This is a genomic window from Bacillus benzoevorans, assembly GCF_014207535.1.
In the GTDB taxonomy this organism is placed as follows: Bacteria; Bacillota; Bacilli; order Bacillales; family Cytobacillaceae; genus Bacillus_BD; species Bacillus_BD benzoevorans.
In genome coordinates this window covers 38,746-63,757 of the sequence record NZ_JACHGK010000014.1, presented here as the reverse complement: position 1 = coordinate 63,757, position 25,012 = coordinate 38,746, and the positions used below count along the sequence as shown (strand labels likewise).

18 protein-coding genes and 1 pseudogene are annotated in these 25,012 nt (G+C 41.2%); 14 read left to right on the top strand and 5 right to left on the bottom strand.

Features of this window, described 5'->3' with window-relative positions; all coding sequences use genetic code 11:
- The first annotated feature begins 72 nt into the window (after positions 1-72).
- The 4 genes from HNR53_RS17300 to HNR53_RS17285 all read left to right on the top strand — a co-directional run bounded on the left by HNR53_RS17300 (position 73) and on the right by HNR53_RS17285 (position 7,615).
- Positions 73-2,157: an EAL domain-containing protein gene (locus HNR53_RS17300; RefSeq protein ID WP_184528317.1), complete on the top strand. Its 2,085-nt coding sequence runs from the start codon at positions 73-75 to the stop codon at positions 2,155-2,157.
- Between the two features lie 52 nt (positions 2,158-2,209).
- Positions 2,210-5,638 (top strand): response regulator, encoded by a 3,429-nt coding sequence (locus HNR53_RS17295; RefSeq protein WP_184528315.1) that lies wholly within the window; start codon positions 2,210-2,212, stop codon positions 5,636-5,638.
- 106 nt (positions 5,639-5,744) lie between these two features.
- Positions 5,745-6,638: a CheR family methyltransferase gene (locus tag HNR53_RS17290; RefSeq protein ID WP_377802002.1), complete on the top strand. Its 894-nt coding sequence runs from the start codon at positions 5,745-5,747 to the stop codon at positions 6,636-6,638.
- A 200-nt stretch (positions 6,639-6,838) separates the two neighbouring features.
- Entirely contained in the window at positions 6,839-7,615 is a 777-nt protein-coding gene (locus tag HNR53_RS17285) for a 3-hydroxybutyrate dehydrogenase (RefSeq protein WP_184528311.1), read from the top strand.
- 199 nt (positions 7,616-7,814) lie between these two features.
- Here the strand turns inward: HNR53_RS17285 and HNR53_RS17280 are convergent, their stop codons facing one another.
- Positions 7,815-8,345, bottom strand: a complete 531-nt coding sequence (locus tag HNR53_RS17280) for a YceI family protein (RefSeq protein WP_184528309.1) — start codon at positions 8,343-8,345, stop codon at positions 7,815-7,817.
- 377 nt (positions 8,346-8,722) lie between these two features.
- On the opposite strand from HNR53_RS17280, the pseudogene HNR53_RS17275 reads away from it, so the two are divergent.
- From HNR53_RS17275 to HNR53_RS17265, 3 genes and pseudogenes are all read left to right on the top strand, one after another.
- Positions 8,723-8,848 (top strand): annotated as a pseudogene (locus HNR53_RS17275) (GNAT family N-acetyltransferase); the annotation flags it as partial.
- Complete coding sequence (locus HNR53_RS17270) at positions 8,845-9,465, top strand: YczE/YyaS/YitT family protein (protein WP_184528307.1); 621 nt, start codon at positions 8,845-8,847, stop codon at positions 9,463-9,465. The pseudogene HNR53_RS17275 and the gene HNR53_RS17270, both read left to right, overlap by 4 nt.
- Positions 9,466-9,793: 328 nt before the next feature.
- Positions 9,794-10,042, top strand: a complete 249-nt coding sequence (locus HNR53_RS17265) for a PepSY domain-containing protein (protein ID WP_343065353.1) — start codon at positions 9,794-9,796, stop codon at positions 10,040-10,042.
- An 81-nt stretch (positions 10,043-10,123) separates the two neighbouring features.
- On the opposite strand, the gene HNR53_RS17260 is transcribed toward HNR53_RS17265, so the two are convergent.
- Entirely contained in the window at positions 10,124-10,423 is a 300-nt protein-coding gene (locus HNR53_RS17260) for a type II toxin-antitoxin system death-on-curing family toxin (protein ID WP_184528305.1), read from the bottom strand.
- 281 nt (positions 10,424-10,704) lie between these two features.
- Complete coding sequence (locus tag HNR53_RS17255) at positions 10,705-11,463, bottom strand: MBL fold metallo-hydrolase (protein ID WP_184528303.1); 759 nt, start codon at positions 11,461-11,463, stop codon at positions 10,705-10,707.
- A gap of 181 nt (positions 11,464-11,644) precedes the next feature.
- Here HNR53_RS17255 and HNR53_RS17250 point away from each other — a divergent pair, with 181 nt between their 5' ends.
- Both HNR53_RS17250 and HNR53_RS17245 read left to right on the top strand, forming a co-directional pair.
- On the top strand, positions 11,645-12,061 hold the full coding sequence (locus tag HNR53_RS17250; RefSeq protein WP_184528301.1) for an Lrp/AsnC family transcriptional regulator: 417 nt from the start codon (positions 11,645-11,647) through the stop codon (positions 12,059-12,061).
- A gap of 51 nt (positions 12,062-12,112) precedes the next feature.
- Positions 12,113-12,655 (top strand): pyridoxamine 5'-phosphate oxidase family protein, encoded by a 543-nt coding sequence (locus HNR53_RS17245; RefSeq protein ID WP_184528299.1) that lies wholly within the window; start codon positions 12,113-12,115, stop codon positions 12,653-12,655.
- Positions 12,656-12,955: 300 nt separating this feature from the next.
- On the opposite strand, the gene HNR53_RS17240 is transcribed toward HNR53_RS17245, so the two are convergent.
- A complete protein-coding gene (locus tag HNR53_RS17240; RefSeq protein WP_184528297.1) occupies positions 12,956-16,048 on the bottom strand; it encodes an efflux RND transporter permease subunit in 3,093 nt (1,030 codons plus the stop codon).
- Between the two features lie 102 nt (positions 16,049-16,150).
- Between HNR53_RS17240 and HNR53_RS17235 the strand changes: the two genes are divergently transcribed.
- The 3 genes from HNR53_RS17235 (at position 16,151) to HNR53_RS17225 (ending at position 19,944) form a co-directional block, all read left to right on the top strand.
- Complete coding sequence (locus HNR53_RS17235) at positions 16,151-16,981, top strand: TetR family transcriptional regulator (protein ID WP_184528296.1); 831 nt, start codon at positions 16,151-16,153, stop codon at positions 16,979-16,981.
- Positions 16,982-17,391: 410 nt separating this feature from the next.
- Positions 17,392-18,081, top strand: a complete 690-nt coding sequence (locus HNR53_RS17230) for a hypothetical protein (protein ID WP_184528294.1) — start codon at positions 17,392-17,394, stop codon at positions 18,079-18,081.
- A gap of 510 nt (positions 18,082-18,591) precedes the next feature.
- Positions 18,592-19,944 (top strand): MFS transporter, encoded by a 1,353-nt coding sequence (locus HNR53_RS17225; protein WP_184528292.1) that lies wholly within the window; start codon positions 18,592-18,594, stop codon positions 19,942-19,944.
- A 241-nt stretch (positions 19,945-20,185) separates the two neighbouring features.
- Here the strand turns inward: HNR53_RS17225 and HNR53_RS17220 are convergent, their stop codons facing one another.
- Positions 20,186-21,883, bottom strand: coding sequence for a sigma 54-interacting transcriptional regulator (locus tag HNR53_RS17220; protein ID WP_184528290.1), 1,698 nt, complete (start codon positions 21,881-21,883; stop codon positions 20,186-20,188).
- 831 nt (positions 21,884-22,714) lie between these two features.
- Here HNR53_RS17220 and HNR53_RS17215 point away from each other — a divergent pair.
- Positions 22,715-23,947, top strand: coding sequence for a CaiB/BaiF CoA transferase family protein (locus HNR53_RS17215; protein ID WP_184528288.1), 1,233 nt, complete (start codon positions 22,715-22,717; stop codon positions 23,945-23,947).
- A 133-nt stretch (positions 23,948-24,080) separates the two neighbouring features.
- A complete protein-coding gene (locus tag HNR53_RS17210) occupies positions 24,081-24,884 on the top strand; it encodes an enoyl-CoA hydratase/isomerase family protein (RefSeq protein WP_184528286.1) in 804 nt (267 codons plus the stop codon).
- Positions 24,885-25,012: the final 128 nt, after the last annotated feature.

The following is a 25,012-nucleotide window of genomic DNA, read 5'->3' as shown; positions in this document are numbered from 1 at the left end:
CGCCCTGGTGAAGGTTTTATGTTATTCTAGTATTATGGATACTTACGCCTAAAACAAAGGGAGGGGTAATGAATGCCGCTGGTCGAGGCTGAAAAAGTGAATATCCTTTTAGTAGATGACAGACCTGAAAATTTACTAGCTTTAGAGGCTATTATTGAGCGTGATGATTACCAATTAATTAAAGCTTCCTCAGGGGAAGAGGCGCTGAAATATCTATTAAAATATGACTTTGCAGCCATACTGCTGGATGTACAGATGCCGGGTATGGATGGATTTGGCACGGCTAAAATCATCAAGGCACGTGAAAAAACGAAAAATATCCCGATTCTTTTTATTACAGCAAATAGTATGGATGCTGAGCATGTGTTTATGGGCTATTCCGTTGGCGCGATTGACTATATTACGAAACCATTTGACCCGATCATTTTAAAAGCAAAAGTCGACGGTTTTGTAGAAATTTATCGGATGAAGCTCCAACTAATGCACCAGGCCGATGCACTGGTCGAACGAAACCGCATCATTGAACACATGGCCTTTCATGACGGCTTAACCGATCTGCCTAACAGAAGACTGTTTCATGATAAATTACTGTCGCATATTAATCACGCCAAGAATATGCACCAACCGCTGGCCATGCTCTATTTGGACTTGGACCGCTTTAAATATGTCAATGATTCATTGGGTCATATTGTCGGGGATCGGCTCCTGCAAAAAGCAGCACAAAGACTGGCGGGCAGCGTCAGGAAAGATGATTTTGTGGCCAGAGTCGGCGGCGATGAGTTCAATATTATGCTTCCGGACACGGACAGGGAGCAGGCGCTCGAGGTGGCCGAAAATATCATCAATGCATTCAAAGAGCCGTTTCTCATCAATAACTATGAACTCTATATCACAACGAGTATCGGCTTGAGCATTTTTCCATATGACGGCGAAGATTTGTTTACCATTGTCAAAAATGCCGATACGGCGCTATACCGTGCCAAAGAGCAGGGGAAGAACAAATATACAATCTATCATTCAGGGATGGATTTACAATCCTATCAAACCTTTTTACTGCAGAACGACTTATACAAGGCAGTTGAACGAGAGGAACTCACCATTGTGTATCAGCCTCGCGTTGACGTAGAATCGGGCAGGGTCACGAGCGCAGAGGCGCTGTTAAGATGGAATCATTCCAAATGGGGGACCGTCTCTCCGGGGCAATTTATTCCGATCGCGGAAGAGACTGGGCAGATAGTGAAAATCAGTGAATGGGTGCTGAAGAAAGTCTGTGAGCAAATCAATCTCTGGAAAAAGAGCGGGTTTACACCGGTACCGGTCGCGATTAATTTCTCGGCGCAGCAATTTTTGCACAAAAATCTCACCGAACATATCCGGGAGATCCTCACAGAAACACAGGTTGACCCGCAATTGTTAGAGTTTGATATCACGGAGACCGTTATTTTAGGAAACGAACAAATGATTACGGAAACACTGCAGCAGCTTAGAAAAATGAAGATTAAGATTAGTCTGGATGACTTCGGAACCGGATATTCCTCCTTAAATTGTTTACGGCTTTTTCCGTATGATACGATCAAAATTGATCAATCCTTTGTCCGTGATCTTTCAGCCCAAAATCATGAATGCCTCGCTATTATTGAAACGATCACCTCTCTGGCAAAAAATCTAAAGATGTCGGTCATTGCCGAAGGAGTAGAGACAGAGGAACAATTGAATATGATCAAGTTGTACCATTGCCAGCAATTTCAGGGCTATCTATTCAGTCCGCCTGTGCTGGCAAAAGACTTCGAACGGTTTTTAGCCAATGGAAATCAAATCGAAAGCAAACCTTTAAATCCGGATAGGGTTCAAGGCAGCATGAAGGAGTGGGGCTTTTATCAGAGCCAGGACAAGATTCTGAGACAAGAGATTCAGGAAGGTGCCATCCTTTATATCAAGCGGGAATACGGTATTTCCTCGCGGGAACTTGACGTCTTTAAGCTCATTATTGATGGATTGAGCAACAAAGAAATCTCAGAAAAGCTTTTTATCAGTGAACATACCGTCAAAAATCACATCACACATATTTTACAAAAACTAAAGGTAACAGACCGTGTGCAAGCTATGGCTCTTGTATATGATACCTGCATTAAAGAGGGGGAAAGGCTGTTTAATTAATGGTCTTTTATCCCATTCTATTAAGAAAAATTTCCTAAGAGAGGAACGGCCTATGAAAATTAGAACGAAACTATTGCTCGCGATAAGCACTTTGCCAGCCCTTCTTGTGGTCAGCCTTTTTCTTGCCTGGTATCAAAATGTACATCTGGATAGAGCAAGCAAATCAGTTAAAAACAGCTATGAAGCATCAAATTTAGCGCGGGAAATTCGCGGGGAAATGAAAAATCAAGGAATTCAGCTGAGGAATATCATCATTTATACGGATGAGCAGGCGATACAGAGAGAAATAACCTCTCTGCAAGGAAATAGTGAACTCATCAGTCAGGATCTAAAAAAATTAGAGGCGATTATCAAGACGCCGGAACAAAAGCAGCTGATACTGGCCTTGGAAAGTGCGAATGCTGAATATAATCATCATAAAAATCAGGTCATTGCCTTGGTTACAGAAAATAAAAAAGCGGAAGCCGCGCAGCTCATTAATGAAGGTGCTGTTACGTTTCAATCGGAGTTTAGTCAAGGTGTAACGGATATTACCAATACCTTTCATGCTAATCTTGGGACAGCGCTGAAGAATATGGTCGAAGATTTCCGCAAAGGGCTGCTGGCAGCAGAGTTGATGTTAGCAGCTGTTATTATTTTAGTTACCGGAATCCTTTTGCGAAATATTGGTATGATGTCCAGCCGGTTAAAGTCGATGTCAAGTGTCATGAACAGTATTGCCACGGGAAAAACCGGATTAAGCTCAAGGGTTCAAGTCAGCGGCAATAATGAAATGGATACTGTGGCGGAGTCGTTTAATTTCATGGCAGAAACGTTAGAGCAGCAGCAGCAAAAGGAACAGGAACTGACTTGGATGAAAACCAATCTGGCTCAGATTACGGCCATGTTAAGCGGGACACATGATGTAGAAACATTGGGGCGTACCTTTCTTTCCAAGCTGGTACCGTTAGTGGAATCCAGCCATGCCGTTTTTTATGTGCAGGATATGGAGGAACCAAACGGGAAGCCTCTTTATCGGATGGCCGCATCCTATGCTTTTCAGGAAAGGAAGCATGGGATAAATACGATTCGCCCAGGTGAAGGACTCATCGGGCAGGCGATTTTGGAAAAAGAACCGATTATCCTGACAAATGTTCCTTCCGATTATGTGCAGATTACATCAGGATTAGGCGCGGCCACACCGCTGAATCTCTATGTGATGCCGATTTGTTTTGAAGGAGAAGTAAAAGCTGTTTTAGAATTGGCCACATTCAAACCATACAGTGAAACGCAGAAAATCTTTTTGGAAGAATTGGCGCGAGACGTTAGTGTCATTCTTGAAAGTGTCATGAGTAGAATTCAATTAGCGAAACTGCTGGGAGAATCGCAGACGTTAATGGAGGAAATTCAGGCACAGGCAGAGGAACTGGAGAACCAGCAGGAGGAATTAAGAGAAACAAACGAAGAGCTGGAGGAACAGGCACAGGCGCTGCGCCAGTCGGAGGAAAAGCTGCAAATGCAGCAGGAGGAATTGGAGCAAACCAATAAAGAGCTTGAAGAACAAGCGAAAAGCTTGAAGGAACAAAACAGCCGCTTTGAGCGGATGAATCAGGCGCTGGAAAAAGCGCGTGCCGAACTGGAAGCGAAAGCACAGCAGCTCACCTTAAGTTCAAAATATAAATCTGAATTTCTTGCCAATATATCGCATGAGCTGCGTACGCCTTTAAATAGTTTATTAATCTTATCGAAATTATTAGTTGATAATCCGGATAAAAATCTGACAACGAAGCAAGTGGAATATGCGAAAACGATTTTTGCCTCCGGCAGCGATTTGTTATCCCTGATCAATGACTTGCTTGATTTGGCCAAAATTGAGTCAGGGAAAATGACCGTCAATGCTGGAAAAGTCATGCTCAAGGATGTTGCTGATTTTATTGAGTCTAATTTCAGACATGTTGCGGAGCAAAAGAATGTAAAGTTTACGATTTTAGTAAATGAAAATGTCCCTGCCTTCCTTTATAGTGATGAAGTCCGCGTCGAACAGGTATTGAAAAATCTATTATCCAATGCCTTTAAGTTTACGAGTCAGGGTGAAGTCAGATTGGAAATTGGCCTCCATCCGCAAACGGGAAGCGGAGCAGGCGCGCGGCCGATGGTGGCATTCGTTGTGAAAGATACGGGAATAGGAATCTCTGAAGAGAAGCAGCAGCTGATCTTTGATGCCTTCCAGCAAGCAGATGGCACCACCAGCCGTAAATACGGCGGTACCGGACTGGGATTGTCGATAAGCAAGCAAATCGCCGAATTGCTTGGCGGAAAAATAGAAGTTGAAAGCCATCCAGGAAAAGGCAGCACCTTTACCTTTTATGTTGCTGACCTTGACAGCAGTGTACTGGCGGCTGTGGAAGCAGGAGCGAATGATCCTGAACAAGCGCCCCCTTCCTCATGGGCAGAGGTCATAGTGCCAGCGAAACTTGATGGGGATGTGCCCGAAAGAAGAGAAGAACGAGCGGCAAAAGCTGAAGGGAAAAGCGGAACAGAGCCAATGTTAAACCATGCAGAGACTGCAGCGGCAAACAGTGCGTCTTTGAACGTGAACTCAGAACTGAATCCGGGAGAAGACAGCGAAACTCAGGAGCACCCTGCCGCAGACAGCAGGCATATTAAAAGGCTCTTGATCGTTGATGATGATTTGAAGCAGCGCAATAGTATAATGGAACTGATTGGCGATATGGACTTTATTATGAAAGCCGTTGCTACCGGCAGTGAGGTAATGGAGCAGCTGAAGGTTAACCACTTTGACTGTTTAATCCTAGATTTAGGGTTAGCCGATACATGCGGCTGTGAATTATTGGAAAAGGTAAAGGGAAGCGATGAACAAAATAATTTAAGAGTGTTTATCTACACAGGGCGCGACCTAACGTCTAAAGAGGAATTCCAGCTCAGTAAGTTCGCGCACACAATCATCATCAAAAACGAGCATTCACCGGAGCGCTTAAAAGCTGAGCTGCAATTATATTTAAATGAAGGCAGCCAGCAGACCGTCTCCAACCGTCCCGCGAAAGAATGTCAGGATTTCGCTTCCGTTCTGAAGGGGAAGAAGGTCCTGCTCGTCGATGATGATGTCCGAAATGTATTCGCCTTAACCAATATTCTTGAACTCAATGGCATGAAAACTGTTTTTGCCGAAAATGGCCGTGAAGGCCTTGAACAACTGAAGCAAAATCCCGATACGGATCTGATCTTAATGGACATTATGATGCCGGAAATGGATGGATTTGAAGCCATCCGCAAAATAAGGGAAATGCCCCTGTTCCAGAAACTTCCTATCATTGCCATTACAGCCAAGGCGATGAAAGAAGACCGTGAAAAATGCATGGAAGCAGGCGCCTCAGACTATATCACCAAACCGATCGAACCCGACCGATTCATCTCCCTAGTCAAAGTCTGGCTCTACGAAAAACACGGGAAAAACAAGGGGACGGTTCTCCTGTTCCCCTAATTTTTTCCAACCCTTAATTTAGGGGCGTCACTGTGACGCCCCTCGTTTTGGTGAACGTTCGCTCTTGACAAGAGGAGGTTATTTTTTAGTTGGCGAAAGGGGATGGATGCAAATGTACGATTCCAAGGATGAAGGGATATCGGAACAGCGGAATGAGATGAAACAACGTTTAGAAAAAATTGAACTTGATTTGTTATTGCAGGGGTTATACGAATGGTGCGGTTATGACTTTCGCAACTATACCGATTGTTCCATCCAAAGGAGAGTGTGGCACGCGGTTCATGCTGAAGGATTAACGAGCATTACGGCACTTCTCGATAAACTGCTCCACGACCCTGCCTGTTTACAAAGGGTAATCGCCGGCTTTTCGATCCATGTAACAGAGATGTTTCGTGACCCGCCTTTCTTCAAGGTGTTTAGAGAAAAAGTCATTCCAATGTTACGGACCTATCCATCGATCCGGATTTGGCATGCAGGCTGTGCCACCGGGGAAGAAGTGTATTCGATGGCGATCCTGCTTTATGAAGCCGGCTTGTATGAGAAAAGTAAAATCTATGCGACCGATATTAATGCCAATGTGCTGGAAATTGCCAAAACAGGGGTTTTTCCGCTGGAAAAGATGAAGCAATACACCAATAATTATTTGCTTGCCGGCGGGGAAAGGTCTTTTTCCGATTATTATACGGTGACGCGTGCTGGGGTGAAGTTCGATCCATTTTTAACAAAAAATATTGTCTTCGCCCAGCATAATCTCGTAACAGACCGTTCATTTAATGAGTTTCATGTCATTCTATGCAGAAATGTATTAATCTACTTTAACCGTACTTTGCAAAAAAAGGTCCATGACCTTTTTTACGATAGTCTATGCATGTTCGGCATCCTCGGTCTCGGTGACAAAGAATCGCTTTACTGCACCGAAAAAGCAAGCTGCTACGAGGTACTGAGCAGCAAAAACAAACTGTACAAGAAAAACAAGGGGACGGCTCTCCCGTTCCCCTAATTTCTTCCAATACTTTATTTCGGGGTGTCACTGTGATGCCCCGCTTTTTTGTTGCGTGCTTTTTTTGATAGGATCGAAATTTATATTATTGAGTTCTACCTGCGGGATTTCGTTGGCATCCTCGATTAGCTGCTGAATATATTAATAGAAGGGCTTGTTTTTAACAGAATGGTACGACAATAGATAGGGGAGGGACGAGGATGATAAAAAACAAAGTTGCCATTATTACCGGGGCGGCAAGCGGAATTGGATTTGAAATTGGGAAATTATTTGCGGAGAATGGTGCGAAGGTTATGCTTTCAGACATCGATGAGGAAAGAGTAAGGGAAGCGGCAGGAACCCTGCAAGAGTCAGGCCTCGATTGCAGCAGTATCAAAGCGGATGTCACAAGTGAAAAGGAGCTGCAGCGTTTAGTGAAGGCAGCCCAAGACTCATTCGGGCGCGTTGATATCGCCGTGAACAACGCAGGTATGCAGCATGTATCACCGCTGGAGGATTTCCCCACGGAGATGTTCGAACGGATGGTCAAAATCATGCTGACAGCCCCCTTCATCCTGACAAAAAGCGTTTTCCCTCTTATGAAAAAACAACGCTTCGGGCGTATTATTAATATTGCCTCAATTAACGGTCTCGTTGGATTCGCCGGTAAAGCGGCCTATAACAGCGCCAAACACGGAGCAATCGGCTTAACCAAAGTCGCCGCCCTAGAAGGGGCACGATACGGAATCACCGTCAACGCCCTATGCCCAGGATACGTCGATACCCCGCTCGTCCGCGGGCAAATGGAGGACCTTGCCAACACCCGCGGTATTCCTATAGAAGATGTGTTAGCAGAGATCCTCTTGCCATTAATCCCGCAAAAGCGATTATTGGACACACGCGAAGTTGCCGACTATGCTTTATTCCTGGCAAGCGACAAAGCAAAAGGAGTCACCGGACAGGCCGTTGTCATGGACGGGGGCTACACGGCACAGTGAAACAGAGGGACGGTTCCCCCGTTTCCCTAATTTTTTCCAACAACAAAATTCAGGATGTCACGGTAACACTTCAAACTTTATCGAACAATCGGTCTGAATGAAACGAACAAGAAAAGCCACTAGAGCTCCAACAATTCTCTAATGGCTTTTCAAGGCTATATATAGTAGATCCTATCAGTATTCTTTTTGAAAACTGTACTTATTCTGCTGCTGGGTTGAGTTCTAATTCAACTTTGATTTTGATGTCTTTTCCCACAAGTACCCCGCCTGTTTCAAGTGCTGCATTCCACGTAAGACCGAATTCTTCACGGTTAATTTTAGCTGCTGCTTCAAATCCGTAAACTTCTACACCCCATGGGTTTGTACCTTTACCGCCAAATTCAACATCAAATGTTACTGGTTTCGTGACATCCTTAATCGTTAAGTCGCCAGTTACCTTGAAGTCGCTGCCATCTTTTGTGATATTAGTAGATTTAAACTCTATGGAAGAGTTATTCTCAGCATCAAAGAAGTCAGCTGATTTTAAGTGATTATCGCGATCGTCATTACGTGTGTTAATGCTGGCTACATCAAATTTAAAGGCAATAGCTGCAGTGGTTAGATCCGTTAAATCTTCAGCTGCTACATCTGCTGTATAAGATTCAAATTGGCCTTTTACCTTTGATACCATCATATGCTTTACTTCAAATCCTACTGTTGAGTGTGTTTGGTCTACTGTCCATTTTTTCATTTTAAATTCCTCCAATTTGGTTTTTGTTATCTTGAATTCAAGATATATATTCAAAAAAATAAAAAATATGCTAACTTTAAAAACATTGTTTTAAATTATCTTTAATTAAATTATATTTAACTCGAGATAATAATAACATGATCAATTTTTCCTGTCAATATAAAAATATATTAATCTCGTATCATAAAGGATTGGATAGTTGTCATGAATCACCATGCGAATGCTGTACAATCCAACCACCATCTTATATACTATTCAACGATAATAATGGAAAGGGCTGCAAAACTGTGGACTCAATCAGAATTACAACAGAGAAAGATTTAGAAAAAGCCTTTTATATTAGAAAAGAAGTGTTTATCAAGGACAGCGTGTGCCGGCAGACGCAGGCAGAAGGTTTTTATGAAAAACTTGGCTATCGCACAGCGTCAGACGTCTTTATGGACGCCGGCATCCCGCATATATTAATGGTAAAAGAACTGCCTGCAAAAGGGGTCGAAAAATGAAATATATTCAATATGTAACGGGGATTTTCATTTTAACGCTGGGTATTGCGCTCACGATTCAGTCCGATTTGGGGGCATCTCCTTATGATGCGCTATTGGTTGGGCTGTTTCGCACGATTGGATTGACAGTGGGGAGTTGGGAAATCATCCTTGCCCTGATCATCATCCTGATGATTGCGGTTTTAAAAAGACAAAGACCTGTATTTATCGGACTGCTGACGGCTGTTGTCACTGGTATTGGGATTGATTTTTGGCTCTATTTGCTCCCTTATTTCATCGTGCCTGAACAAGTCTTAAGTAAACTGGTTTGTTTCCTTACCGGCGTGATTCTCCTTGGGCTGGGTACGGCTGTCTATCTATACACCCATCTTGCGCCAGCACCACTCGATCATTTAATGCTGGTCATCCGGGAGTTGACGGGAAAAGGGATTCTCTTCTCCAGAACCTTGATTTATCTCGTTTCCTTAACACTAGCCTTCCTCTTTAACGGTCCAATCGGTCTCGGAACCGTGTTAACCGTCTTTTTAGGAGGACCGATTTTAAATTTCTTTATGGTTCTCATGCAGAAGCGACAGACAGAATTGCGCGCTCACGAGCAAATGGACGCCATCAGTTAGGATTGAATTTTTGAAAAAGAAAAACGGATATGAGGCAAAATTCTACAATGTAAAAAGGCCATTAGAGCTGAAGCGGTTCTCTAATGGCTTTTTTGAATTCCTCCCTGATTATCCAATCATGCAGCCACACGCGTTCCAATAAATTGGGTGCAGTAAACAGCAACAAAGTATAACGTCTTTATTTTTTTAAAAAGTAATCACTTTATGGTTGATCTTCTAAATGTAGAGAAGCAGAGTTCCTGAAGAATAAAGGTCATTAAGTTCACTCATAGTTTGTCTAATACATATAGATAAGGGGATAAACATTTAACGAGGAGGAAATTCCCAAGTGTATGAAAATTTTTATCATGGCACCCAAGCCCCAATGTATAGACAAAGAATTACGAAGCAACAGGCACAAGAAATTGCACTTAAACGTGTACCTGGACAAATTCAACACGTAGATATGGATTTAGAAAATGGTGTTTTAGTTTATGAAGTTTTCATTTTAACACCAGATAACAGAATTTTCGAAGTTGAGATTGTTGCAAAAACAGGAAGAATTTTAAAAGTTGAACAAGAAAATGATTTTGATTAATACTACTTATTATTAACTATCGGATAGCTAGTTGAGGTCAAAATTAAGTCGTCTAGGCTCTGAGTCCATATTCTAGTTATTCTATGTCCATCTATAATGATTTATTTTCAAAAAAATAATAAGTGAAGCAAGGGCTGTTCTTTTATTTGCATTGTGGAAAGCATGATTTTTAGCAATGGATTCAAATAGTGCAGCTGCTTTTTCATATATGGTTGGATAGGCATCTTGACCAAATGCGGATTGTTTCGGTCGGTTAAGCTTAGTGTCCAGCAGTGCAGGGTCTTTTACGCCAATAGTCTCTTGAGGTGAATATAAGCGAATTTGTACTGTATTGATAGCTATCACTTGATTCGTTGTTAAATAAATAATTTCGTCTCTCATCTATCTACTAACCCTTTAAATGCTTTGATACTAAAATATGGACTTCAATAAAATCCTCATTAACAAAATGGGGACAGATACGGAGGATCATTATTAATCTTTCTTAATTCAAGTTTTCTGAAAGGGCGCTTTGCCGAAATAAGTAAGCAAAAGCGTCCTTTCTTGTGATTCAAGGCTTTCCTTAGTTTGATAATTTATTACAGTCGCCAATGGAGTATAGGCTAATCTGGATGATGTGTCCCGCCTCTTGAAGAAGCCGTTATAGAATTTCAACCATCCCTCTATCTAATGCCAATAATTTCTCCATTTTCGGGCACTGAAATTGTATTTTCTAATTGGTTTTGCCTTATATAATCTCTAACTTCTTCGCGCTTTAATAAGCAATGATTCCAAGATTCCATATGGGAAATAATTAGTTGCGTATGTGGTGAAGTCTGTCTAATATTTTCAATATCCGCAATCCCCATTGTAATCGGAAGACCTTCTAAGAAACGCGCTTCACCTGCAAACACAATGGCAGCATCAGGAGCAAATTGTTTAAAATTTTGTCCTATTTCCGAATACCATACGCTGTCCCCGATAATATATAGGGTTGGCTCATCACTTGCTCTTAAAATAAATCCGGAAACAGCCCCCATTGCTTCTGCCAGCTGACCATGACCGTGTCTCCCTTCTGTTCGGATTATTTCAACCCCTTGCCAAACAATTCCCCCATCTATTGCTATTGTCTGTTCAAATCCTTTATCTTTGATAAATCGCTCATCTACAGGCTGACAAAATAATGGTAAATCTTTTGGTAAAATCGAAATAGCAGCGTCATCAAAATGATCACAGTGCAAGTGTGTAACAATGATGGCATCAATCCCTGTTAACTCCTCCAGACTGAGCGGCAGTGAAGATAAAGGATTATTAAGATGCTGATTAGCGGCATTAGTAATAGGTGCAAGTGTTCCTTGGCCGCTAAACATAGGGTCTAAAAGGAATTTTAGACCTTTATACGTAATCAGATGTGTTGCATGGCGTATTAATTGAATCTGCATAGATTTTCTCTCCTCGTAAAGTTCTTTTCCAGTTTATTGTATATTCCTTACATTTTTACTAACAGAGTCTGACGAAAAGGATTTTCGCCCTTTTGTTTCATGATGAAAGAATTTTTATCACTAATCTCGCTTCGAATCATTTACAATACAATTAGAAAATCTTTACAGTCTTTGAGGGGGAATGGGCATGGATGAAATTGACTTTCAAATTCTTGAAATATTAAGAGAAAATTCCCGAATACCTTGGAAGGAAATCGGAGAATCGATTCATATGACAGGCCAGGCAGTGGGGAATAGAATTCGCAGGATGGAAGATGAGGGGATTATTGAGCAATACACTATTTCAATAAATGAATTAAAACTTGGAAAGAGTATACAGGCATTTATAACGATTTTTTTAAAATCAAATCATCATCTTGAATTTCAAAAATACATAAAAGAAAATCCGGATATAAAAGAAGCTTATCGTATAAGTGGTGAAGGCTGCTATATGATTAAAACCAGCATCTCTGATCAATTGGCTTTAAATAATACACTTGATGAAATACTCAAATATGCCAACTACAGAGTTAATATATCTATAGGTAAAATAAAATAATACTTCAATAGAGGGATATACAGATATTTAAGATTTCAAGGGGGAATTTTTATGAGAATGGCGGCAAGAATTTGTCTGGATGAGGAAAAAGTAAACTCATTTCTTTTAAAAACACAGACTGGATATTTAGGTTTATCAGCTGAAGATATGCCGTATATTGTACCATTAAATTATGTGTGGCATGAAGGAAATATTTATTTTCATGGTGCAACGACGGGTAGGAAAATCGATATGTTACAAAGAAATGCAAATGCTACTTTTGTTTTGAGTGAGAATTATGGTACGATGACCGATCCTACTCCCGCCAATACAGATACGGCATATTTTAGTGTGATGTTGTTTGGAAAAGTAGAGATTGTGGATGATTTAACTGAGGCGACATCGGCCATGCAACAGCTTTTAGAAAAGTATGTTCCGCAGTATTATAAGACCCCATTATCGGCCAATCACCTAGAGAGATATCAATCATCATTGGGCAGCAAAACTGCGGTCTTGAAGTTGGTGCCAACTGAGATTACCGCTAAAGAAAATATTATGGTTGCTGAAAAAGCATTTTACATAGGAAGAAAAGTGGAAATGGATGCAAAAAATTAAAACGATAATGGAATTGTGTATTGTGTTTGCAATGAGACAGAAGATTTGAAACGTAAACAGGGACAGAGTACCTGTCCCCACTGTCCGCCCCATATGGATAAATGTCCATTTTTGGTGCCAGGCACCACCAAACAATTCCCCGGCAAACTCATTCTCCCTCAGAGTGAAGCCAAGCTTCACGGGTCCTTTAAGCACCTGGAATCCCAAAACCTATCCGTTGGGGAAATTTAGGGAAACGCAAAAACCGTCCCCTCGTTTTCAAAAGCGGGGCGCCACTACGACGCCCCGCTCTTTATTAATTCAATTCTCCTCTATGTCTTTCCGATTCTTCTTCAGCATTTTCGAAAGCGTTTCATACACAATTGGCACAATCACCAATGTCAGCAAGGTTGAACTGAACAACCCGCCGATGACGGTTGTGGCAAGGTCCTGGGAAATCAGACCGCCGCCGCCTCCGGCAATCGCCATTGGCAGCATCGCGCCAATCGTGGCGATTGCTGTCATCAGAATCGGGCGCAGCCGGGTTGCTCCGGCTTCCAAAATCGCTTCACGCATGGAAAGTCCTCCGCGTTCCATGTGGATAATCCGGTCAACAAGGACAATCGCATTCGTCACAACAATCCCAATTAACATTAACATTCCCATCATCACCGACACGGAAATCGTCTGCCCGGTGAGATACAGCCCAATAAAGGAACCAATCACGGTAAACGGCAGCGAGAAGAGAATCGCAAATGGGGCCAGACCTTCACCGAATGTCACAACAAGGATGAAGTACACAATCAAGATTGCCGCAATCATCGCGATCCCAAGCTGTTTAAAGGTTTCCTGCATATCTGCTGCGACACCCTCAACACCCGTGGTTACGCCCCTCGGCAGGTCAAGCTTCTCTACTTTTTTATCGGCCGCATTGGTTGCTTTGGATATATCATCATCGGTAATCGTTCCGGAAACTGTTGCATAATATTCGCCTTGGGAGCGGGTTAATGTATTTAAAGTCGTTCCATCTTGAACATCAACCAACTGAGACAGCGGCATCGTCGTCCCAATCGCTGTTTTCACTTCCGCCGCCAGTAATTCCTCTACGGATTTCGCATCTGTCTTTGCCTTCCGTTTGACCACGACATTCACCTCGTCGCCGTCATGTTCAACCGTCGTCAAGACTTCAGGTGTCGATGAAGTGTTTAATGCCATGACAATTTGCGCCGTGGTTAAACCATATTGCAGCAGCTCCTGCTGGTTCACCTTGAATGAGTGCTCAATGTACGGGTCCTCATAGTCTGATGTGACATCCTTCAAGCCTTTCACATCTTTTAAAGCTGACTCCACTTGTTTAACGGCTGTGCTTAAATCATCAAGGTCTTCACTGTATAAGGTGTAACTGACTTCATCATTGCCGCCCATCGACATGGCAGAGAAGTTCTGTGTCGACCACTTGCCCGACTGATCCAAATGAAAGAGATAGTTCTCGACTTTTTCTTTAGCCTCAGGGAAATTTTTCATTTCTTTGTCAAAAATCAAGTACATTAAAGCGCCGTCGCGGCCGCCTGTGGCCATCGACATCATCGTGTCGCCGCTTGCAGCATCGTTTACCGATAATTGTAAAATATCAATATCGTCACGCTTCATTAATTTCTGTTCCACTTGTTCCAGATTGGCTAAGGTTTCTTCCTTAAGCTCACCGGCTCTTGGTGTGTACGTTAAATACATCACCTTCTCTTCCCCGGAACCCATGAAGGAAAAACCGATCAGCGGCGTTAACGCTAAGGAACCGGCCAAGAGCACAATCGCAATCGTGGAGGTAATGACTTTATGGTTTAATGCTTTTTCTAAAATAAACTTATACCATTGCGCGAGTTCGCCGACACCTTTATGTTTTTTCTTCGTTTTCTCACCGTACAATTTTTTCCGAAATAAAGTGTGAGAAAGGGTAGGCACGATCGTAATCGCGACTATTAATGACGCGCCTAGGGCAAAGGTCATCGTTAAAGCAAAAGGCATGAATAATTCGCCGACCATGCCGCCGACAAAAATCAGCGGTGCGAAGACTGCCACCGTCACTAATGTAGAGGATAGGATCGGCTTAAACATTTCAATCGTCGCTTCACGAATTAAAGCGCGCCCGCTCAAGACTTCCTCTTTTGAATGGAGACGGCGGTAAATATTCTCGACGACGACAATCGAGTCATCAATCACCCGTCCAATCGCCACCGTAATCGCGCCTAATGTCATGATGTTTAACGTAATATCGAGCCAGTGCAGCAGCAATAAGGCCATAAATACCGAAACTGGAATCGAGATAATCGAAATAATCGTCGATTTGAAATCACGCAGGAACAAGAGAATGATTAAGACAGCAATCAATCCGCCGAATAACGCTTTTTCAACCATGGAAAAAACAGATTCCTCAATCGGTTCTCCTTGGTCAAGCGTGACATCAATGACGAGCCCGTCAATTTTTGCTTTCTCTTCCTTTATTAAATCCTTCACGGCATTGACAACTGTCACCGTGTTCGCCTGCTGCCCTTTGACAATTTGAATCGATATTGCATTTTCGCCGTTTGTCCGGGAAACAGATTTTACTTTCCCGACTGTTTTAATTGTAGCGATATCACCCAGTTTCACAAATGGTGCGGGATGTGCCGCACTCGGTGTGACCGGAATGAGCATTTCCTTCAGCTCAGCCGCCGACTTCAACTTGCCGTCGACATAAATGGCTTCCTTGCCAGTTTCAAATTCATAGAGACCTAATGATAATCCCATGTCGCTGGCCTGAATCATTTCCTTCACTTTGTCTTCTGTCAGACCAAGCTGGGCCATTTTTTCTTCATTATAGGTGAATTCTACTTCATTCACATGCTGTCCGTTAATCGTTGCCGATGCCACGCCATCAATCTTTTCGATTTTCGGTAAAAGAATATCTTCAACCGTGGACGTTAATTCCACGATATTCTCTTTCGTAGAGCTAATTGATAAGGCAATGACCGGCATCATATTCATACTGATCGCCGTAATCACCGGCTCCTGTGCATCTTCGGGGAGTTTCACGCCATCAAGCGCGGCCTCGAGCTCCCGTTTTTTCTCATTCATATCGATGCCGTATTCATATTCAATCTGCAATTGCGAGACGCTCGATGATGAACTGGAAAAAACATTTTTCACATCTTCAAGTCCCTCGACCGCCTTTTCCATCGGGATCGAGATGTCTTCCATCACTTGCTCAGGAGTGGCGCCTGGATAGACTCCCATCACGATTAGATAAGGAATGGAGATGTTCGGGATCGACTCCATCTTCATTCGTGTCCCAGAATATATCCCGGAAACTGTAATGATGATGGTTAATAACCATACAGCCAGTTTATTCTTTAAGACAAAGTTAACTAGACCTTTCACTATTACACCCGCCCTTAATTGACTTGTACCATTCAATTACCTATACTAATGACTAATCAGTCATGTGTCAAACAAAGGATAAGAGTGGAGTGACTTGGATTCGTGAAAAAACAAATGATTATGGAGAAGGCGCTGGAGTTATTTGCGAAAAATGGCTTTGAAGCCACATCCATTCAGCAAATAACAGAAAAATGCGGCATTTCAAAAGGGGCATTTTACCTTTCTTTTAAATCGAAGGATGAATTGATTTTAAGTATTATCGACCATTTTATGAGTACTATTGCCGCTGAGATTGAACGTGCAGTCAATGACGATCAGCATGCTGGCGATCTATTATATCAATATTATTTCGTGTTCTTTCGTGCGTATGAAAGACATGCTGATTTTGCAAAGCTTTTTATCAAGGAGCTATCTGCGATGTTTAACCCTGAATTGATTGAACGAATTTTGGTGTATCATGCCCACTTAACGAAAGTGGTCTTTTCGATCATCGAACGGCAATTTCCGCAAACCAATAGTAAGATGCGCGCTGATCTGGTCTTTGTCATTCAGGGCTTTGTAAAAAATTACGGTGAATTATTTTTCATTGATCACGCATCTGTTGATTTACATGAACTATGTACGGCATTGGTGGAAAAAACAGAAATTCTCGCCCGGCACGCTGCCATTCCCGTATTAGCACCGGAGTTCTTCGCGATGTCCGTGCATGAAAGGATCGCTCCAACAAAAGAACAACTAATGGAAGTCCTGATGCGAAAAATAAATGAAATCGACGATCCGATCCTGCTGGAATCACTGGAGCTGCTTACAGGACATCTGAGAGGTGCTGCTTTAAGCCCAGCCATCATCCAAGGCCTGCTCAAAAATTTAAGCAGCAGCCCCCACACGAAATGGACCGCCAGCCTCTATCAAAAATATGAGGTGTCACAGTGACACCTCGTATTTTTTTCGAAAAATAGTTCGAAGGGGTTTGTGGGAATTTTGCATGGGTGTATAATGATTATAAAGACCTATTTTGCCCTCTGCTAAATCTGCTCCGTTTTTTCATCCCATATTCATTCCTATAGTTTTCGTCCCTATTTTATTTTCATTCCACATTCCAATATTCTGCAAACATTTTTATCTGCAACACCATCCGCAAGCAGTCCCGCCATCGAATATTCTCATATGAATCAATCAGCGTTTGCTTTACATTACAAAATAGTAAAGGAAACGTTAAGAATGAGTAAATTCCCCTATTTTATTGACTGAGATCATAGCCAAAGTTTTCATTTTTAACTATACTAATTTCTTGAAGTAGTATGAAGGAACTAAAAACATGACATTTCGGAGTGATGATTGAAATGAAATTTCGAAAAAGTTTTTTTAAAATAAATAGATGGCTTGGATTTCTCACAGCTATTTTCTTCACGGTTGCTTTAGGGGTATATGATTATGCCGCCGTTCATGCCGCCGAGAAAAAAGTGGAGCAAATAGCTGAAAAAGAAATGCCCTTGCTCATTGCCGAAAAAGGGCTGGCTGCAGCAGGGAAAGCTGGAGAGGGGACCCTGCAAGGATTCTTGGGAAGTAACGGAGATGAGTTAGACAAGAAACAATTCCAAAAGCAGGCGGCGATAATGGTTTACCATATGGAAGATGTGGAAAAATTAACCGCTGCGGAAGAATTAAATATCCTTCTGACAAAAAACAAAGAGTGGTTCGTTTTTGCCGAAAAAGAGATCATGAATGCGGCCGAAGAAGGGGCAAAAGGGGAAGAATATGCGCAAAAAGTGGAAGCTGCTTATGCGCAAATAAATGACATACAAGCGGGCTATCAAAAGCAAATTGCTGCGCAAAAGCACACCATTCAGAAGCTGGAACAAGAAGTCATGTCCGCTGAAAAATCATCCCATATCCTTATCGGCATCATGTCGCTGATACTCGCTGCAGTCAGCATCAGCGGCGCCATCCTTCTATTTAAAAAATACCTGCCCCTAAAAGGAGCAGCAGTTTTTTCAAAAACAGCCGAAAACTTTGATGTTCGGAAATTGTAGAGCAGCTTGTAGACTTTTTTAGAAGCCTAAATCTTATAGAGATTTAGGCTTTATTATTTCTGTTGCCCAGAATAGTAATTCTTTCGCCGATCAGCCATATGAATTTAATCTTCTTGCAAAACATCAGTGCTTATCTATTATTATACTGATGGAGAATTCTAGTTATTTCACTATTATTATTTTTCTAAATATTACAAAATGCCCTGTTCAGCAAATGATAAAAGATGATAATGTATAAAATAAGCAGTTTGGGTCACATATTTGTCACAAATATTCCTCATAGTGGCCAAAGGGTCACTATTGTTTTGCTGATGGAATTCAGATTATATATAAAAATGGGAAAAGTGGAAAGATACCATTTACTAAATCAAAAGTTATTTAATACTATAAATAGTATGATAATGGTCACAAACTATTATACTGCTATCGCAAATTGATGTAGGGATATGAAAAACAATTTCAGCAGATCGAAAAGTTTGATTTAGAGGATAAAGCTAAGGGGGAGAAAACATGCAGGTCACAACAAATGCCGAACAATTGGTTGAACAAACAAAGTTTAATAAGTTTCATGGAATGCTGCTTTTCTGGGGCGCACTCTTAATGTTGTTTGATGGCTTTGATTTAGTCATCTATGGAGCAGTTGTTCCGACTCTTATGGAAGAATGGAAGATTTCTTCTGTTGAGGCCGGAATGTTTGGGAGTTATGCGTTATTTGGCATGATGTTCGGGGCATTTATTTTTGGAACACTAGCGGATAAATTAGGACGAAAAAAGATCATCTTAATTTGTGTTTCCATTTTCAGTTTGTTTATGCTGCTGTCGGGATTAGCACCAACTCCGAAAATGTTTGGTTTATTCCGCTTTATTACCGGGTTAGGATTAGGCGGCATGATGCCGAATGTCATTGGTTTGATTAGTGAGTACTCCCCTAAAGGATTACGCAGCCGGATGATTGCTTCAATTATGGCTGGATATTCCGTCGGAGGGGTTGTCGCTGCCTTTCTAAGTATGATTCTTATTGCAAATTTTGGCTGGGAGTCCGTTTTCTTCTTTGGCACCCTTCCATTACTATTCGTACCTTTCCTAATAAAGTCATTACCAGATTCAGTCGGCACGTTAATAACTAAAAATGATGATAAAGGGATACAGAAAATTCTTGTTAAGTTAAATCCGGCCTATAAACCGGCTGAAAATGAGATTTTTGTCTTAAATGAACCGAAAGAAGCTTCATCACCGGTTCAAAATTTATTTACGGAAAAAAGGGCTCTTTTAACCGTGATGATTTGGTTAACCTATGCGTCGTCACTGCTTATGCTCTATGGTCTGAATACATGGCTGCCTAAATTTATGAATGAAGCAGGATTTCCTCTTGGTTCAAGTTTAAGCTTTCTGCTGGCATTAAATGTTGGCGCTACAGTCGGGGCAATTCTAATGGGATGGGCAGCCGATCACTGGGGCGTTGGGCGGGCGCTTATTATCTTTTTCCTGCTGGCATTTGTTTCGATTACGAGCCTTGGATTTGGAAATGCGATGAATATGGCTGTATTATACATCATTGTAGCCATTGCAGGAGCGGCAACCGTTGGAACACAAAACCTTACCCATTCCTATACTTCTCAATTTTATCCTGTAACCATGCGTTCAACAGCGCTCGGATGGGCATTAGGAGTAGGTAGAATTGGCGGCATCCTGGGACCAGCCATCGGCGGTATATTACTAGCTTCCCAGTTAACAGTACAAATGAACTTCATGATATTTGGTATTCCGGGAATCATCGCGGCCTTGGCTGTTTTCACAGCGAACAAACAAGGGGAAAAAGTGATCACCACTGCTGGACAAGCTTTAGAAACGAAAGCACATTAAATAGATAGGATACGAAAAACAGCTCTCATCAATAGAGGCACTGAAAAAGTCCCTTTAAGCAAAAAAAGGAAGGATCCCCCATTTACCTTGGGGAATCCCTCCTTTTTTGTTTTATAATTAAGTTATCAAATTCAAGCGGGTGGCTTCAACGATTCAAGAACAACAATCAATGGCATGAAGTCATGGGGTTTAACAAGTTCTCTAAACACTAAATAGAATTTATCTGTTAGATAGAGGGATCCTATTTAGTGATTTCGCTGGAATCGGCATACTGCTGCAGTTTTCGTACGATTGTTGGCTGACTCACGCCTAATGCTTTGGCCGCTTTTCGTGTGCTTCCATAATAGAGCATAGATTTTTCTATTAATGCCTTTTCTGTTTTATATAATACCTCTTTTAAACCTTCCAACTCTTCTCCATTATCTACTACATCAGAATTAATCTCTTCAGGGAGATCGCTCGTGTCCACAATATTTTTATTAGATAAGATCACACATTTTTCAATCACATTTATCAATTCTCTTACATTCCCGGGCCATGTATAAAGATTAAGCAGAGCCATCGCACTGGAAGAAAAAGATACATTTTTGTTGTATTTTAAATTTAGCCTAGTTGTATATTGAGTTACTAACTGGGCTATATCTTCAGGTCTATCACGCAGAGGCGGGATTTTAATTTGAACCACATTCAACCTGTAATATAAATCCTCCCGGAATTCCCCATTTTTTAGTTTTTTATCGAGATCATTAGCTGCAGCAATGATCCGGGTATCAATCTTTATTGTCTTAGCTCCCCCAATTCGCATGATTTCATGTTCTTGCAAAACACGCAGAAGTTTTGATTGGAGCGGTAAGGATAATGTGGTAATTTCATCGAGAAAGATTGTTCCGCCGTTTGCCAGCTCAAATAATCCCTTTTTACCTCCTTTTTTGGCTCCAGTGAAGGCACCGTCTTCATAACCAAACAATTCAGATTCTAATAATTCTGAAGGGATTGCACCACAGTTCACCTTGATATAGGCCCTATTTTTGCGGAGTCCCTTTTCATGAAGGGTGTTAGCGAACACTTCTTTTCCTGCTCCTGTTTCTCCTATTAATAGTACAGGTGCTTCAGTATCCTTCACTTTTTTAATTTTTATAAAAGCGTCTACCATTGATTTTGATTCAATAACATTGCCTTCATTTCTTAACATCTTGATAAAGTCATCGACTTCATTCGTGCTGCGCTTAGGAGCGATAAGAGTTGTTTTGTTTGCTGTGCGGGAAATCTGTTGCATTCGATTTAAATCCCTGCTTGTTGAAACAATATACTCTATTTCTCCTTTAGGACTAAGGATAGGTACCGCCGTTGTCAATAATCGATTCTTTCTTCGAGTGACTACTTGTTTGAGATCGACCTTTTTCTTATTTCTTAATACGTGTCGAAAAGTAACCTCGTTAATAATTCCATTACTGACAAGAGACGTTGAAACCCTGCCGATGACTTCTTTGGAAGCTATTTCTAGATTATGCAGCAGGGTTTTATTCGCATGGATGATTATTCCATCCCTATCGACTATTGAGAGTCCATCGTCAGATGAATTAAGTAATTTAACTATATTGTTCATATTATTATCGAAAATATTACTAGATATTTCTTCTATATAAGACCTGTTTTCTAACAATATATTAGTTCCAAATGGAGTTGGAATCACTTTAACGGATAAACAATAGTCATTTACGTAAATGGTGTTATCTGTAAGATTGTCTAGTTGCAGTAAATCTTGAAAAGTTCTATTAAAAGATTCATTTATTACTTCTCTTCTGTAAATACTAAGCATTTCACATGCTTTCTGATTAATATCTTTTATGAATCCTTCAGCATTAACAATAATAATTCCATCATTATAGTTATTGAATAAGGAACCATTTAGTACTGAGTAACCAGATTCTAATATCATATCAAAACCCCCATAAAAGATATTAAAATAATCATTTGCAGTTTCTTGATTTTATCTGCGTATGCGTTTTCATTCTATTGAGTATTCATCAGAGCCGAATTTCGAAGCGGTTTCATTAAATGTTTTATTTCAACATGCAAGTTGGAAAATCTATTCGTTTAATCTATGAGGTCTTATTGATGTATTAAAATATTCAAGGTTTATTATAATTTACATTGAGATTCATCCATGATAGTAAAGATGTCATTTTTATGACAAGGTATTTAACTTTACATGTCCAGATAGTGACTTTAGTAACAGTAGGTTCATTATTATACCAAAAGTTCCCCAAACTTCCGTCTGAAGGAACTTAAACTAATGAAGGTAACTGATTTGGTTTTGTATCAATAAAAATGATTATCCTGGGTTTAATCATTTTTGGTGATACTTATTTGAATCATGATAGGTTCTTTTAATTAAAAAGTGATACATATTTGTATCTATGAAAATAGATGAATAATTGGATCGGTCATTTGTTTTGAAGGCAGGTCCTTTTCATTGCTGATGCCTCAATCTATTTGCCATTGAAGTTTTTTCACATCGATAAAAAGTTTCCTTTATATATAGAATAACAGCCATTCATTATTCTTTTTGTCCTTAATTGTTCAAAAAAAAATACATGAAAAGCACCGAGTTGGTATGAAAAATGCATAAATGGATAGTAAGGGAGATGGTGATAATCATACTCCTTCTAAGGAGGAATTTTAGAAAGGCCATTCCCTTTCTGAAGGTTATTGACTTTATTCCAATACTTGGGGTAAATATCATAAGAAAAACTAGGAGGTACAAAAAATGGAATTCGGTACTGTGTTAAAAGGAGTCAAAGTTGTTGAACTAGCAAACTATGCCGCAGCTCCTGCTGCAGCGCGTATACTTGCTGACTGGGGTGCAGATGTTATTAAAATTGAAGGTCCCGGGCCAGATCCGATTCGTGGCTATAGCGTAAGTATGGGTATGCCTAACACTAGAGAAGAGAGTCCGATTTACCAATTTGAGAATGCAAATAAAAAAGGCATTTCACTTAATTTGAAAGCTCCTGAAGGTAAGGAGGCGCTTCATAAGCTTCTTGAAACAGCTGATGTATTCATTAGTAACACTCGATTACAATCACTGAAAAAGCTCGGACTCGATTATGAATCATTACATGCAAAGTTTCCAAAGTTAGTTTGGGCTCATGTTAATGGTTTGGGGGCTGAAGGACCTGAAGCTAATAAACCTGGCTTCGATATTACAGCTTTCTGGTCAAGAACGGGTGCTCTCTTGGATGTTACCCAACCTGGTTATGCTCCAAATAATTCCCCATCTGGTGCAGGTGACCATACATTAAGCCTTGGCCTTGCTGCCGGTATTTTAGGTGCTCTATTTAAACAGCGTCAAACAGGTGAAGGTGACAGAGTTTCAGTTTCCTTGCTTGGTACTGCTACTTGGGCTTATGCAATGATGGTTTTGTCTACTCAGTATGGAGATGCTTTCCCGAAATCCCGTACAGAGCCGAATCACCCGCTTATGAGTTCTTATTGTTGTAAGGATGGCGAGTGGTTCATGCTTACAGTTATCGAATATGCACGTTTCTATCAAACAGTTTGTAAAGTATTAGGTCTTGATCACCTTATTGATGATTCTCGTTATAATACTTTAGAACAGGTTAAGAAGCACAGACCTGAGATGGTTGCCATACTGGATGAGGCTTTTGCATCCCAAGACAGAGCATATTGGATTGAGCAGTTTACTGCTAATGATGTACCTTGTGAAGAGGTTAGACACTTTGCTGATGTGCATAAAGACCCGCAGGGCTGGGCAAATGGCAACCTTACTAAATTCAAATTTGAAAGCGGTAAAGAAATAGCTTTCCCTTGCTCACCAGTACAGTTCTCTGCCAATGTAGCACCGCCATGTAATAGAGCACCGCATTTGGGAGAGCATAACGAAGAAATTCTTAAATCCCTTGGCTACACTGATGAACAAATCGAAGAAATGTACAAGTCTGGAGCAATCGCGGCGGACAAGGTTCCAACACTAGTTTAATAACAAATATAAACAATCTCTTGTTTATCGTGGGATCCCTGATGAAATGCGTTCTACCTTGTGATTTATTTCACAAGTTAGAACGCCAAGGGGACTATAAAAATCTGGTTACTAGGAAGGTAGGAGGAAAGAAATGGATTACCAAAATATTAAATATGAAGTGAAAGATTCCATTGCCTATATTACGATGAATCGCCCTCAAGCACTCAATGCGCTTAACGCTGCGTTGCTTGGCGAATTGCGCGACATTGTAGAAACGATGTATAAAGATGTTCGCACAATCCGTGGCGTCATTATTACCGGTGAAGGACGCAGCTTTATTGCGGGTGCTGACATTACTGAATTATTGGCAGAAGTTCCTGGTAAAAGCCCTAATGTAAGCGAACGTTTCATGGACGTAGTAGAAGAAACCTATCAAACTTTAGCACTGCTTGAAAATTACCCTCGCCCTGTTGTTGCTGCAATAAATGGTTTTTGCTTAGGCGGCGGTTTGGAAGTAGCGTTATCATGTGACATCCGTATAGCGAGCACAAAGGCACAAATGGGCTTACCTGAGGCTACTTTAGGTTTGATCCCAACTTATGGCGGAACCCAGCGTTTACCAAGACTAGTTGGTATCGGTGTTGCCAAAGAATTGATTTACACCTGCCGTAGGATCAAAGCCGATGAAGCAAAAGAAATTGGGCTGGTAAACAAGGTAGTGGAACCAGAAGAATTGATCCCTGCAGCAGAAGAATTGATTCGCACCATTGCACAAAATGCTCCTCTTTCAATAAAGTATGACAAAATTGCCATAAACAAGGGTATGCAAATGTCTTTAGAAGAAGGGTTACGTTTGGAAAAAGCATTGGGCGGCCTTGCAATTGGCAGTGAGGATGCTAAGGGTGGAATTGCGGCATTCTTAGAAAAACGTTCGCCGGTTTTTGAAGATAAATAGAATTAGTAATCATAGATCTTCTTATGGAAGATGATGATTCCCTACGCTGCGATAAAGCATCATCTGCGCTTATGTGTGCTCCCTTTTGACGAGGGGAAATGAAATGACGGGCAGCCCGTTCCCTATCC

Coding starts and splice junctions, on each gene's coding strand:
- HNR53_RS17300 (WP_184528317.1), top strand. CDS start 73: ATGCCGCTGGTCGAGGCTGAAAAAGTGAATATCCTTTTAGTAGATGAC.
- HNR53_RS17295 (WP_184528315.1), top strand. CDS start 2,210: ATGAAAATTAGAACGAAACTATTGCTCGCGATAAGCACTTTGCCAGCC.
- HNR53_RS17290 (WP_377802002.1), top strand. CDS start 5,745: ATGCAAATGTACGATTCCAAGGATGAAGGGATATCGGAACAGCGGAAT.
- HNR53_RS17285 (WP_184528311.1), top strand. CDS start 6,839: ATGATAAAAAACAAAGTTGCCATTATTACCGGGGCGGCAAGCGGAATT.
- HNR53_RS17280 (WP_184528309.1), bottom strand. CDS start 8,345: ATGAAAAAATGGACAGTAGACCAAACACACTCAACAGTAGGATTTGAA.
- HNR53_RS17270 (WP_184528307.1), top strand. CDS start 8,845: ATGAAATATATTCAATATGTAACGGGGATTTTCATTTTAACGCTGGGT.
- HNR53_RS17260 (WP_184528305.1), bottom strand. CDS start 10,423: ATGAGAGACGAAATTATTTATTTAACAACGAATCAAGTGATAGCTATC.
- HNR53_RS17255 (WP_184528303.1), bottom strand. CDS start 11,463: ATGCAGATTCAATTAATACGCCATGCAACACATCTGATTACGTATAAA.
- HNR53_RS17250 (WP_184528301.1), top strand. CDS start 11,645: ATGGGCATGGATGAAATTGACTTTCAAATTCTTGAAATATTAAGAGAA.
- HNR53_RS17245 (WP_184528299.1), top strand. CDS start 12,113: ATGAGAATGGCGGCAAGAATTTGTCTGGATGAGGAAAAAGTAAACTCA.
- HNR53_RS17230 (WP_184528294.1), top strand. CDS start 17,392: ATGAAATTTCGAAAAAGTTTTTTTAAAATAAATAGATGGCTTGGATTT.
- HNR53_RS17225 (WP_184528292.1), top strand. CDS start 18,592: ATGCAGGTCACAACAAATGCCGAACAATTGGTTGAACAAACAAAGTTT.
- HNR53_RS17220 (WP_184528290.1), bottom strand. CDS start 21,883: ATGATATTAGAATCTGGTTACTCAGTACTAAATGGTTCCTTATTCAAT.
- HNR53_RS17215 (WP_184528288.1), top strand. CDS start 22,715: ATGGAATTCGGTACTGTGTTAAAAGGAGTCAAAGTTGTTGAACTAGCA.
- HNR53_RS17210 (WP_184528286.1), top strand. CDS start 24,081: ATGGATTACCAAAATATTAAATATGAAGTGAAAGATTCCATTGCCTAT.